The 13,005-nt window shown below is 54.3% G+C and carries 11 protein-coding genes; 7 read left to right on the top strand and 4 right to left on the bottom strand.

Going from position 1 to position 13,005, the window contains the following annotated elements; all coding sequences use genetic code 11:
- Positions 1-20 precede the first annotated feature (20 nt).
- From ACIQYF_RS05550 to ACIQYF_RS05530, 5 genes are all read left to right on the top strand, one after another.
- Positions 21-986 (top strand): 2-hydroxyacid dehydrogenase, encoded by a 966-nt coding sequence (locus ACIQYF_RS05550; RefSeq protein WP_402857767.1) that lies wholly within the window; start codon positions 21-23, stop codon positions 984-986.
- A gap of 100 nt (positions 987-1,086) precedes the next feature.
- Positions 1,087-1,386 carry a DUF5629 family protein gene (locus ACIQYF_RS05545; protein ID WP_402857765.1) on the top strand — a complete coding sequence of 100 codons (300 nt, stop codon included), beginning with the start codon at positions 1,087-1,089 and terminating at the stop codon, positions 1,384-1,386.
- The gene (locus tag ACIQYF_RS05540; protein ID WP_402857762.1) at positions 1,376-2,548 is read left to right on the top strand and encodes a lactonase family protein; all 1,173 of its coding nucleotides are present in this window, start codon (positions 1,376-1,378) and stop codon (positions 2,546-2,548) included. Before ACIQYF_RS05545 ends, ACIQYF_RS05540 begins: the two co-directional genes overlap by 11 nt.
- 87 nt (positions 2,549-2,635) lie before the next feature.
- Positions 2,636-2,809 carry a hypothetical protein gene (locus ACIQYF_RS05535; RefSeq protein WP_402857759.1) on the top strand — a complete coding sequence of 58 codons (174 nt, stop codon included), beginning with the start codon at positions 2,636-2,638 and terminating at the stop codon, positions 2,807-2,809.
- Between the two features lie 288 nt (positions 2,810-3,097).
- Entirely contained in the window at positions 3,098-7,789 is a 4,692-nt protein-coding gene (locus tag ACIQYF_RS05530) for a dermonecrotic toxin domain-containing protein (RefSeq protein WP_402857756.1), read from the top strand.
- Between the two features lie 199 nt (positions 7,790-7,988).
- Here ACIQYF_RS05530 and ACIQYF_RS05525 read toward each other — a convergent pair whose 3' ends face one another.
- The 4 genes from ACIQYF_RS05525 to ACIQYF_RS05510 all read right to left on the bottom strand — a co-directional run bounded on the left by ACIQYF_RS05525 (position 7,989) and on the right by ACIQYF_RS05510 (position 11,137).
- A complete protein-coding gene (locus ACIQYF_RS05525) occupies positions 7,989-8,396 on the bottom strand; it encodes a hypothetical protein (protein WP_402857753.1) in 408 nt (135 codons plus the stop codon).
- A gap of 18 nt (positions 8,397-8,414) precedes the next feature.
- Positions 8,415-9,569, bottom strand: coding sequence for an amidase family protein (locus ACIQYF_RS05520; RefSeq protein ID WP_402857750.1), 1,155 nt, complete (start codon positions 9,567-9,569; stop codon positions 8,415-8,417).
- A gap of 315 nt (positions 9,570-9,884) precedes the next feature.
- Complete coding sequence (locus ACIQYF_RS05515; protein WP_402857747.1) at positions 9,885-10,634, bottom strand: anti-sigma factor family protein; 750 nt, start codon at positions 10,632-10,634, stop codon at positions 9,885-9,887.
- On the bottom strand, positions 10,631-11,137 hold the full coding sequence (locus ACIQYF_RS05510; protein WP_402857744.1) for a sigma-70 family RNA polymerase sigma factor: 507 nt from the start codon (positions 11,135-11,137) through the stop codon (positions 10,631-10,633). Before ACIQYF_RS05510 ends, ACIQYF_RS05515 begins: the two co-directional genes overlap by 4 nt.
- Before the next feature lie 185 nt (positions 11,138-11,322).
- Here ACIQYF_RS05510 and ACIQYF_RS05505 point away from each other — a divergent pair, with 185 nt between their 5' ends.
- Both ACIQYF_RS05505 and ACIQYF_RS05500 read left to right on the top strand, forming a co-directional pair.
- The gene (locus ACIQYF_RS05505; protein ID WP_402857741.1) at positions 11,323-12,405 is read left to right on the top strand and encodes a catalase family peroxidase; all 1,083 of its coding nucleotides are present in this window, start codon (positions 11,323-11,325) and stop codon (positions 12,403-12,405) included.
- Positions 12,402-12,944: a cytochrome b gene (locus ACIQYF_RS05500; protein ID WP_402857738.1), complete on the top strand. Its 543-nt coding sequence runs from the start codon at positions 12,402-12,404 to the stop codon at positions 12,942-12,944. Before ACIQYF_RS05505 ends, ACIQYF_RS05500 begins: the two co-directional genes overlap by 4 nt.
- Positions 12,945-13,005 lie beyond the last annotated feature (61 nt).

Here is a 13,005-nt window from a genome sequence, read left to right as displayed (position 1 = left end):
ACGGTTCAATGAGCGTAAACATGAAGCCTAATGTGCTTATTTTCAGCCGAGTGTCTTCGCAAGATGTGCTGGCTGAACTCGATAACCTCTACAACGTGACCTATTGCCCGGACCCGCTGGGTGCAGATGAGCAGCGCTTTATGGCCGCGCTGGGCCAGGCCGACGCCATGCTGGGCGCGAGCCTCAAGCTCGATCGCACACTGCTGGAGCAGGCTCCACGCCTTAAAGTGATTGCCAGCGTCTCGGCCGGTTTTGACAACTACGACCTGGACTACCTGCGTGAGCATGGCATTCGCCTGACCAACACCCCGGACGCCGTCACTGAAACGACCGCAGACACGGCGTTTTTGTTGCTGATGATGACGGCTCGCCGAGCGCTGGAAATGGCCGATCTTGTTCGTCAGGGTCTGTGGTTGGAAAAAAACATTCCCGAGTCAATGTTTGGCACCGATGTCCACGGCAAACGCCTGGGCATCATTGGCTTTGGCCGCATTGGCGCGGCCATCGCCCGGCGTGGTCACTTTGGCTTTGGTATGTCGATCATCTACAGCGGGCAATCGAACAAGCCGGCGCTGGAGCAGGAGTTGGGCGCGCAACGGCTCGAGATGGATCAATTGCTGGCGCAAGCTGACTTTATTTGCGTGTGTGTGCCGCTCTCAGAGAAAACCCGTCACCTGATCGGTGCCCCCGAGTTTGCGAAGATGGGGCCGCACAGCATCTTTCTTAATGTGTCTCGCGGGCCGGTAGTGGACGAGGCGGCGTTGATCGACGTGTTGCAACGCGGTGGCATTCGCGCGGCCGGGCTTGACGTGTTTGCTCAGGAACCCCTGCCAGCGGATTCGCCTTTGTTGCGCTTGAACCGGTTATCGGCATTGCCTCATATCGGCTCGGCAACAGTCGAAGCCCGGGCATTGATGGCGCGCACCGCAGCACACAATTTGCACTGCGCACTCAAGGGACAAACGCCCCCTGACAGTGTGGTGTAAACACGTTCTTGCCGGGGCGCAGCGCTTCGTTGAACAAACAGCCGTGGGTAAGTGTTCGTCTTTGACCTATCATTACGCCTTTCCTACAGGTGATTGATGAATGAGTGATCCAAACCAGACCTTGCGTGCAGCCCTGGAAACCAGCGACATGCTGGAAATTGACGCACTGTATGCATTTGAGTTTGCCCTGGATGACAATGGACTGCACATTGAGGCCATGGATGGTCGGGCAAATAAACGCTGGCGCTTTACCCCGCAACAGATTGACGCCGCGGTTTATGACCAGGCGCTAGAAAGCTGGACCTTGACCGGCGACTCGGGTGAACACCGCCTGATTTGCCTCAGCGCATTGCGCGCGAGCAATGATGACGATGACTCTGAGGTGCCTGATGAAGCTTAAATGGTTGCCCTTGTTGATGGCCTCAAGTGTAGGCGCAATGTCGGCCTACGCCGCGCCGGGTGGTGACGTTGAACTGCTGGTGGGTTCCTATACCCAAGGTAAAAGCCAAGGTATTTACCGGTTGCAGTTCGACAGCGAAAGTGGCCACATCACCCCGCAGCCGCTGCAAGTGTTCAAGTCCGCCAACCCGTCGTGGTTGACCTTGTCCAAAGACCAAAACCAGTTGTTTGCTGTTAACGAAAATGGGCAAGGCCAGGCCGATGTAGTGGGGCGCGTGAGCAGCCTATCCATTGATCCTAAAACCAACGAATTGCGCCTGATCAATCAGGTCAAGACCTTGGGTGAAGAGCCGACGCATTCCAGCCTGAGTGGCGATGGAAAATACCTGTTCGTGGCCAACTATGGCGTGCATGCCGATCCGGGTGGCAGCCTGGCAGTGGTGCCGGTCAACGCAGATGGCCAGTTGCAACCCGTCACCCAAATGAGCAGCCATCAAGCGAGTCGGGTCAATCCCGAGCGCCAGATGTCGGCTCACGTGCACTCAGTGGTGTCTTCGCCGGATGGCAAGTTTGTGTACGCCAGTGATCTGGGCGCAGACAAAGTGTTTGTATACCGATACGACCCGGTGGCCAATCCGGAACACCCACTGGTAGCCGCAACACCGGCGGCCATTGAGCTGCCAGCGGGCAGCGGGCCGCGCCACTTGTTGTTCTCAAAGGACGGCAAGCATGCTTACCTGACCACCGAAATGAGCGCTCAGGTCTTTGTCTTTGATTATGACAACGGCCAACTCAAGCAACGTCAGGCCCTGGAACTGGCCCCCGGTATGCCCGCGCAGAATCGTGCCGCGGGCGCTTTGCACGCGTCAGCCGACGGCAAGTTCCTGTACGTGACCAATCGCGGCAAGGCGAATGAGATTCTGGTCTTCGCCATCAACCCGGCCAATGGCGAGTTGAGCGAAATCCAGCGTCGTTCGGTCGACGGTGATCACCCGCGTGAATTTACCTTGAGCCCCAATGGTAAATTCCTCTTGATCGCCAACCAGATGAGCAATGACATCGTAGTGATAGAGCGTGATCCGAGCACCGGCAAGCTGGGCAAAACCCTGCAAAAGCTGGTAATGGACGCACCTTCAGACGTGAAATTCATCAACAGACCCTAGAGTGAATTTCTGCGTGATGACCCTTGGCGGTCAGTTTGTTCCACGGCCTGAACAGGCAAGCAAACTGAATCGTCGAGGGGCATCGCCATGAACCTCAATCTTTTTTCCGTCATCTCTGCTTCTGCCATCTCCGCCACTGTGGCCCTGTCAGCCAGCGCCTGTCCGGTGGCTAGCGACAAAAAGTCCATGGCCTATACCCAAAAGTATTGGCAGCAAAGCGTCAACTTCTATGCCGCGTCAGGCCCTGAAACCCAGTTGTGAACATCACCGTTTGGCGTGAGTGAGCCCGTTTATACCGGGGCTGGGGGATGGGCAGGATGAGGCCCGCGTACTTTTGAGGGGGTGCCTGCATCACTTGCACTTCAGCCCACTTTTTCGTTCGACGCGTGATGACTCGTGTTCTCGGTCTGCCCCTTGCGCTGGATAAACATGAATGGGCAAAACCAGAGGTATAAAGGGATACCGCAGGTTTGGGCTTTGCGTGCTTTTAAATGAAGTTCGATTGCGGGCTAGCAGCTCGCAACACTTCATTTGGAATGAACTTGCCCCATGACAAATCCCTCAGGCACTCAAGAACCATTAAGCCGACTCTCCTTACTGACACAAGCGGTCGCCCGGCATTTCTCGGATCGCCCCACATTGCGCCGCGTGGTAAGGGCTTTGCTCGAGAAATCGCTGAAAAAAAAATTCAATCCTCCAATAACGCCGATTCACCTCGATCAATTAAAAATCATCTGGACGGTCGATGAAGCTGAAGCAACGCTGGACGTGGCTCGTCAGCAGCCGATAGTTGAGGCTGTGCTTGAGCATATCGCGCTCGGGACGCCCATTAATTACACCTTCTATGAAGAGCAGCAGTGCTATTTGGCAGAGCGGGTTGATGGCAATGACCCCACACGCCAAACACCCCCTTTTTTAGCAATGACGCGAGTCGAACAGTCGATACGTGAGGTGGTGCGCGATTGGGGGTGGGGCTACCAACAAGCATTGGTTGATTATTGGAACCAGCCTGTCGACGGCTATCGCAGTCGGCAACATTGGCTGGGAACTTTCTTCGGCGAGTTGATGATCTCTTATGCCAATACCGCCGAAGGGTTGAGTGACGAACAGGTCGATGTGCTGCGTCAAGTGTTCAAGTACCCGTTGTATACCGATCGCATGCGCTTGCTGGGGCGCACACGGCCACGGGTTTACTTCGCGCAGTTGCAGGCCAATGTCGGTCTCAAGCGTGTGGAGTATCTGGTACCCGACCTAGTGGTCGTGTACCCCATAGAGGAACGTGAACACGTCTTGGCGTGCAAGCCATCAGGTCATATAGAGTCCTTTGCATCATTGAGCGCATATGGCCGGTACTTAGGCAGAACTATTAGTCCTTTGAACCCGGTTCAATCCCTGGTCTGGAAGCGTTACGAAGCGGATGACGATCTGCTGCAGACTCAAGCCATGATTGTGCTCGATCTTCAACTGGATCGTATAAAAGCCCTGCAAGAAGCGTTGGCAGAAGACAGGCCTGGCCTTGACAGTCTCGAACGCCAGTTATGGCTAATGAGTGATCCAGCCTGCGTATTTGATGATGAAAATGAGGCATGGTCGCAGCCCTTGGGCCGTGTACTGCAAGCGCTGCCCGACTGGCTGAAAAATGCCAGCGTCAGTGACCGATTTGCCTATCGTTCGCACATGATCGATTTGGCTAATGTCATGCGTAAAGCCAAAGGTCGGGTATTTGATGAAGGTATCCCTGACTTGCACAGCTATGCGTCAAAGGTGCTGCGCGAACAAATGCTCAAGGATCAACCCTTGGCGCCCGGCTACTACTCGGATGACATCGAAATCGATATCGCAGTGGTTTCAGGCCCGTTAAATACCGCTGGAGTCGTTGCACATGTCAAATACACGCTTACCGAGTTGGCCTTGCAAAACCTGATAGCAATACCGAGCGGGCATATGACGATCACCCATAAGCACAATCAATTGATCCAGGATTGGTGGATGACGCCTGCTTATATCAAGTCACTGATTCAGCGGGTCGATGTGGGGGGCCAGTATCCGGCGCTCATAAAACAGTTATTGATAGACGACCTGCCCGAAGCTCAGCGACGTGAAATGCTGTTTACCGATCAACTACGGGCAGCGTTACCCCTGCAGGCCCTTGAAAGGGTGTTGAACAAGCAGGGCGCAATGACGTCGTGGGGTTACCGCTGTATTGCCGCGCTTATGCAACGTGATCCGAATGTCAGAGTGCTGGATGGGAAGTCGGTTGTTATTTACCCCTTGGCGTTGCTCAAAACACCCCGCACAGCCCCGGATTTTGTCCGCGCCATGTTTGTTATTGGCCTTGGTGCTGAGCCTATGGGCCGTTGTGTGCTTTATCGGCCATTGTTTAAAGAAGTCCTGATTGAGTACCCTTCGGCGCAGGCAATGCATCAGGCAATTTCCACGCCCGGTACGCTGCGTGAGAGTGTGCTCCACTGGCTACCCGATGCAGTCCGTGCTGCTTATACCTCTGGTCATTTGAGTCCCGGCGCTCATCCATCGAATGCGGACGGTATTTTTTACCATCGACCGCTGAGTACCCATTTTGAACATGATGTGTTCCGCGAAAGTGCCTTGGCACTGGCGCTTATGGCTGATCGGCAATCTGTTTCCAATAGTGAAAGTCGTTGGGCCAGCCTTAAAGAAGGCGGATGGCTACTGTTAAACACGTTTTTACCTGTGCTGCGGGGGCCAATTGCCGTTGCCGGCTGGTTATTGCTCACCGTGTCGGCAGTGAAACAGGATTTCAAGGCGCTTGAGAGTGATGACGAAAGAACCAAGGCACCCGCCATCATTGATTTGTTCTTTAATATCGCTTTGGTATTGCTGCATGTGGCGCACACGCCTGCTCTGACTTCCTCGCCCTCCGATGACGCTCAACTACTTTCTGCCGAGGGTGGGTTGTTGGAGACTGATAATAATGAGAACACGGTCCCTGTTGAGGTTAACGTCCAACAAGGTCAGGTTTATTTTTCGGATGTACCGGTTGGCAATCAGCTGAGTACTCTGGATTTTTCTTGGTTCAAGAATCCGGCGATTCACTTCAATTTTGCTCAATTAGCCTGGCTGGATAAAAACCGCGCCCCGTTTCCTGAAGGTAAAACTCCCGTTGCTTACGGCCCGAATAAAGGCCTCTACGTGGTAAACGGTAAGTGGCATGCCTTGATCAATAGTTTTTGCTATGAAGTGTCGCCGGAAGATGAGGGCGTGGTGGTCGTGAGTCCTAAAGACCCTCTGGATACAGGCCCTTGGCTTAAATCCAACGGTGAAGGGGTTTGGCAGTTTGATACGGGCATGTATCTGCGCGGTGGCGGACCGAAAAGACGTCAACAGGCAACCGCTCAGCTCCTGGCCCGTGATCAGCGAATCAAAGAGTTAAACGAGAAATACGAGGCGATGGGACGCAGGGAGTCGCAGGTCAACACCGAACTTAATGCAGCACGCGCCAGGGTCAAGGAAACCCACAGTGGCGCGACTGCCCAGACCCTCACCTATCTTGAAAAAACGGTGCGGATCAAACATTTCAGAACCTTTTTGGAAAAAACAAAAATTGAATACACCCTGGAGAAAGAGAACTTTCACGAACGACACGCTTTGCTCAAACACCCCCAGGACCATTTAAAGGAGGCTAACTTCAACCGGACCCTATTCAATATTGCCTCTGATATCGCGTATGCCCAACATATCTTAATCACGTTACTTATCGACCTCCATCCACAGTTTATGGAGGCCAATTATCAAACGCTGGCCATCAACGATGTGGAACGCTTTATTAATATGCGGCGCGATTTATACAACGCTCAAAAAAAGCACTTGGAGGACTTCCGGACCCAAGTCATCTGCTTGCAGGTACTTCGTGAGTCGCCCAGGGTTGGTTTTAGCATGGCCAAAGAGAGTGCCCGTACAGTGATGCCTACGGTGACACTGGCAGAGGGTAAGTCTCGATTGGCCACAGAGCTGGATTTTTTGACAACCCACATGTTGACGTTGGCGGATCTTGTACCCAAGGCACCCTTCAGTGCGCAGTGGCATGCACTGGTCGAAATTGTCTGGCCGCTGACGTTCACCGTGCAGTCACATGCGCAGTTGATAGAGCCCGAGTTGTTCAGTCATGCGGAACGAGTCGAAGTGCTGCTGGATATTCAGCAACGTTACGCGCGAGCGCACGACGCATTGGCCATTTTGCACTTGGAGGTGGGTGAACAATTCAATCTGGGTGATTTCAACCGTCTGGCTGAAATGGTCCAGGAATTAAGCCTCAAGTGCGAAAAACAACTGACCGAAGAACTCCGCCAGGAGAACGAATGGTTGCCCGAGCAACCTGGCCCTTCGCGTTCTACTCAGCAGGCCTCGAAAATAATCAGAACTCGAAAACATGGGATCTTGATTGGTGTTCCCCGTTCGGCCGGCCCCGGAACGCAAGTGGTTGAAGTGGGCGAATTTATGTCGGGTGGCCCTTTGGACAGGTCGCTCAGTCCTGTCTCAGCTAGACCAAAGCTGACATTTCGCGAGTCATCACCCGACCAATGGGATGTGGTAGAACCTGTGGCTGTGTTGCCTGCAAAGCGTACCATCGGGGTGATCCGCAGTGAGTGTAATGAGCAGTTGGGGCGCGTAGATCCCCAAATCAATCGGATCAAGGTGTATGCCAAAAACTCGAAATATCCCTTGGAGCTTGAAGAAATTCTCGAAGGTGACGCCAAAAAACTAGATGGCTTGGCGAATGAAATAGAGCGTGACTTCGCAACAGAGCTTCACGCAGAGAAACCTAAACCCGGTACGCCACAGTCTCTGCGTAATCGTCTGCGCGAGGGGGCGAAAAAACTGCGTGAACAGGCCATTTGGGTCTTGAAGTCTTTGCCGCCTACCGAGCCTGTCGTTGAGTTCCTTTTGAAAAAAAATGAGGTCCGGCTGGTCAAGGAGGGCGTGCGAATCAAAATGTTTGGACCTCGCAACGATTACGTTCAGGAGTATCAGGTACTCAACACCAATAATCAGGTGCTGTGGTACGCGCACTTGCATTACGTGCAGTTAGACACCGCCGCGAGCGCACCGAGTTCTGCCCATTTCAAACTTAGGCATCAGCGCAAGGCTAGCAAGCAAAGCCTGGAAGCCAAGGCCAGGCCGGGTGAACGAGTACCGGAAATCCACTACGCAAACATTAGCAAAACAATGCTCACTCAGCGTTTTTTACCTTTGGAGCCGTGAGCCTGACATCGTATTTTCTGTCATCTCTGGCCCCGTAACCTTGCCAGTCAGCACCCATCACGTGATAAGAGACAGAAATCGATGGCGATGCCCAATAAATAAGTGCAGCAAAGTATCGACTTCTTTGCTGCACTGGACTCTCAAACATACGCTTGAATAAGATAGCTTTTGGTTTGCTGTTGGGCACGCTGGAGAAGTTTCAAGGGGCAAATGTCGGGTTTAACCGTGCTTGGGCGGCCTGCTCGTAACTGTAGGCCAGCCCCAGTAAGTTTGCTTCGCTCCAGCGCGCTCCATAGAAATACAGACCTTTCAATGTGCCTTGCTCATCAATGCCTGAAGGTACTGTTATGCCCGGATAGCCAGCGACCGGAACAATCGTTGGGGTAAAACCTTCAGAACTATCAACCAGTGCATCCAGGGAGTGTTCGGCTAACACGTTATCAATTGCCTGACGACTGCGCGTGTTAAGTGTTGTCCAAAGTTCGTTGTATTGAGTTTCGTTGTAAGGTGTATTAATGAAAGACAAGACAGAGCTTTGCCCATACACAGGCACGCCAGGCGTGTGTTGATTGAAGGCAATGAGTGCTTCAATAGTATTGACAGGCATCCCCTGTCGGGAACTGAACTAGCCCGGAGCTTCACGATTTAAGTCCATGAACAAAAACTCCTGGTAGCGCTCCATGTAGTTCGAGTTCTCATAGCTGGGTTCTTCGACGGGGATAAGCGTTGCGCCAGCATGGGTCATTATTTCTAATGCCTGTGAAAAATTGAGATCAAGATCGAGTTCCGAGTTTCCAGGTGCATAGCGGCTGGGATAGCCGATTCGTTTACCACTCAGTTCTGTCGTATTCAGCCGGGAGGTGTAGTCAGTTGGCACCCCGGTGTTAGGGCGCTGTACGTGATCAGCCGAATCATTTCCCATCATGGCGTTAAGGAGAAGGGCCGCGTCACGTACCGTGCGTGTAATCGGCCCGGGAGTGTCCTGATTTCGCGACGTAACGATGATGCCGGATCTACTTAAAAGACCCAGGCTAGGCTTTAAGCCCACAACACCATTCATGAACGAAGGGCAATGAATGGAGCCATTGGTTTCCGTACCTACGCTCAATGGAGCAAAGCCAGCTGCAGCAGCGGCCGCTGCACCCGTGCTGGAGCCACAAGGGTCCGCTGATAGTTTATGAGGATTTTTAGTTTGCCCACCCCGTGCGCTCCAGCCGCTCGGAATAGCGGGGTCACGAAAGCCTGCCAACTCGGTGAGGTTGGTTTTACCAAGAATGATTGCCCCCGCCTTACGTAATTGCTGGATGATAAATGCATCCTGAGTGGCGGGCTGACCTACCAGTGCCAGAGACCCTGCGCTGGTTTGCATGCTATCCGAGGTCTGAATATTGTCCTTGATGAGCACGGGAACTCCATGCAAAGGTCCCCGGAGTTTCCCGGAGCGGCGTTCTTGATCTCGCAGAGCAGCAATGGCCAATGCTTCTGGGTTTAGTTCAATTATTGCGTTAATAGAGGGGCCGTTTTTATCCAGCGAATGAATACGATTGAGCAGGTACTTGACCAGTAATACGGAGCTAAAACTCCCTCGATCCATTTTTTCTGTCAGTTCTGCGACGCTCGCGTACTCTGCGCCCACCATGAGTGCTAACTGTTCCGGTTCGATACTATGTAAGAGCGTTTCGCCAGTGTTAGCCCAGACTCCCTGGCTGCACAGTAGTGCCGCGCTTAATGTTAACGACATTCCAAATTTGGACAGTCCCTGTCCTTTTTTTGTATTCATGGCAAGTCCTTGCACAGTTTGTGTTGTGAGTGGTCACTTAAAGGGTAGTTCGATTAAATGCCTGAGAAGTTTAATGTCCTCCTCAGTTTGTAAGTAGGTAATGCGGTGAAGGAGGCAGTATTAGAGGGGTTCAGTTCGGCCTGTAAGCGTTGGACTATGAAGTCCGATTGAAGGCCAGCAATAGTTGGGTTGGCTGGTTATTCGCCGGGCCTGACTATGGCGTGTCTACTTTGCTGCTGTTACATTGCGCACGTCAGTACACCCCGAATCTCTGTAAGAGCAAGCTCGCTCCTACAGTAAGTTCTCTTTACCCGTTTAAAATCCCACGGTATTCAACAGTTGCGCAGTCGGGCCTTCTGCCGGTCCGACCATGGCGTAGTTGTAACCGGTGCCTGACCAGTATTCGGCCTGCAAATCGCCATCGCGTCGACTTCCCCGAGGCAGCAAGGTGTTCTGCGGTCCAGGCGGACGAATGTAAAAGCTGATTTGTTGCCCTTGGGTATTTTCGTACAGCACCATGGCTGCGCCGCCCTGATCGGTGGTGAGCAAACGGCAACTGACCGGTTTAAATCCCGCACGACTCAAGTCTGGCAAAGGCTGCGCGTGGCTGAAATAACGATCCATCCAGGCCTGCATGTCACTGCTTTGCTCAACTTTATAGTCGGCGGGCAGAAAACCTTGCTCAGCAAACATGCGGTGTGCCGCCAGCGCATCGGACATGGGTAATAGGTGGGGGCTCAATGTCATCTGTCTGGCCTGCCAGCCGCCCACGCCTCCCACGCTCACAGCAATCAACAGCACCGCAGCCGTTGCCCAGTGGCGCGCTGATTGCCGACGCTGACGCTGGCGAATGGCCGCAGGATCAAGCGCCTGATTGGCCGGTTGCAGCAAGGTCTGCTGTAACGCCGTCCGCAGGTTTTGAGCGTCGTGCAGCCAGGCATGGACTTTGGTTGCGACTTCGGGGTGTGCCTCTAGATACAGCTCAACCTGCTGACGCTCTGGCTCGCTGAGCGCATGATCAACGTAAGCATGCAAATCACGCTCACTGGGTGGGGTGGTGATCATTTCAGTCTCCGCAAAACAGGGCGGGTGATTTCGCCTTCGCTGAGTAGGCGCAACGCCTGACGCGCGCGTGAAAGACGTGACATCACGGTGCCAATAGGCACCTCAAGAATGTCCGCGACTTGCTGGTAGCTCAAGCCCTCCACCGATACCCAAAGCAACAGGGCGCGCTGTTCGGTGCTCAGTTGATCGAACGCTTGCAGCGCCGATTGTGCGATAACCGTGCGCTCGGTAGAGGGTTGGGTATCGTCGCGACCGGTAAAGAACTCCAGCATGCGGGCGTAGCGTCGAGAGCGCCGATGGTTGTCGATAAATTGGCGATAAAGGATGGTAAACAGCCATGCCCGCAAATCCCCTTCGGGGCGTTTGCTGGCCACACTGCCAAGTGCTCGCTCCAGGCAGGCTTGTACCAGATCATCGGCATTGCTGGAGTGACGCGTCAACGACAGCGCAAAGCGCCTTAGGCGCGGGATGAGTTCGCGCAGTTGCTCGTCAAATGGGGGCATGGGGACCTGCACGGCATTGGTCTGTTAGTGGGGGTGGAACCCTGAAGACGACTAGGATTAAGGGTTATTCCCGGCGCGTGAAAATAAAGCGCTTAAAAATATGCGTGGCTCTGCGGGAATAAGCCTGATCGGCCTGCGTCTCATAGGTCATCCACCTGATGGCCCCGTGGCCTCGGAGTTCTTACATGGTAGATCAATTGCCGCCTGGGCGGCCCGTCAAACCTGCGTTGGGCCCAGCGAGCGTGTTGCTGCGTCTGGCGGGTATAGGGGCAGTGGTGGCGGCCATTGCCGGCACGTTTTTTTACGTCAACGGCACCCTGGACTCTCAGCGACTGCGCCCCAAAACCCTGGTAAATGCCTTGGAGCACAACAACGGTGTGCACCCGGGGTATCGACGCAATCATGCCAAGGGCATGTGCGTGATCGGTTATTTCGAAAGCAATGGCACTGTGCAGTCGCTTTCCACTGCCCAAGTGTTTCAAACAGGTCGCACGCCGGTAGTCGGGCGTTTTGCCTTGCCCAGCGGCAACCCTTACGCGCCTGACAGCAGCGTGCCGATTCGCAGTCTGGCGTTGCGTTTCACCCAAGCCAATGGCCAGCAATGGCGAACCGGTATGAACAGCATGCCGGTCTTCCCGGTGGGCACGCCCGAGGCGTTCTATGCCATGTTGCAAGCCGGTGCCCCGGACGCGGCTACCGGCAAGCCCAAGCCCGATGCCATGCCCGCATTCTTTGCTGCCCACCCGGAAACCGGGCCCTTTTTGCAGTGGGTTAAAACAGCCAGGCCCTCTGCCAGTTTCGCCACCGAAACTTACAACGGGATCAATGCCTTCTATCTGGTGAATGCGCGAGGGCAGCGTCAGGCTGTGCGCTGGGGCGTGGTGCCTGAAGGTCAGGACGCTGCAGGCGCGAGTGCGCCCAACGAAGCGGATTATCTGGAAAAAGATCTGGCGCAACGCTTGTCGGTCAGCCCCTTGAAATGGCAGTTCAACTTGACATTGGCCGAGGCGGGCGACCCCATTAATGATGCGAGCAAACCCTGGCCTGTCGAGCGCAAGGTGCTGAATGCGGGAACATTGGTTCTGCAACGAGCAGAGCCGCAAAACACTGGCGAGTGCCGCGACATTAACTATGACCCGCTGATTTTGCCCAGTGGCATCGAAGGCTCGGCAGACCCCTTGCTGGCCGCCCGATCAGCCGCCTATGCCAGTTCCTATCTGCGCCGAACCAGTGAAGTTGACCAGCTCTCCCAGGAGAAACGTCCATGAGCACACCCACCTCGCATTTCGCGCCCCTGGCACGCCTGCTGCACTGGCTGATGGCGTTGATGATCATTGCCATGCTGTTTATCGGCGCGGGTATGGCGGCATCGGTCTCCGAGCGCCATGAATGGCTGCTCAACCTTCATAAACCCTTGGGCATCGCCATTTTGCTGTTGGTGGTTGTGCGCCTGTTTGTGCGCTTCTCGACTCGGCAACCGCCGTTGCCTGCCGACTTGCCTGCCGTGCAAGTGCTGGCCGCCAAGCTGTCCCATGTGTTGCTCTACGCGCTGATGTTTACCTTGCCGATTGTGGGCTGGGCCATGATCTCGGCTGCTGGGGATCCGGTAATGCTGAGCAACGCCTTGCAACTGCCATCGATTTTGCCGGCTAACCCCACAACCTTTGCCTTTTTGCGCAAGGCCCATACGTACTTGGCGTATTTGCTGTTTTTTACCGTGCTGCTGCATCTGGCGGCGGCGTTGTTCCACGGTTGGATCCGCCGTGACGGAGTATTGCAAAGCATGCTGCGTGGCACAGACGTTTAGTCGCTGCCAAGGAACGAGGCTGCGCCGTCGATCACAGCCTTCGTTCCTCGTCAGCGACTAT

This window comes from Pseudomonas sp. NPDC096917 (genome assembly GCF_044762555.1).
Taxonomy (GTDB): domain Bacteria; phylum Pseudomonadota; class Gammaproteobacteria; order Pseudomonadales; family Pseudomonadaceae; genus Aquipseudomonas.
The sequence above is the reverse complement of the archived record's forward strand: the minus strand, read 5'-3'. Positions and strand labels throughout refer to the sequence as shown.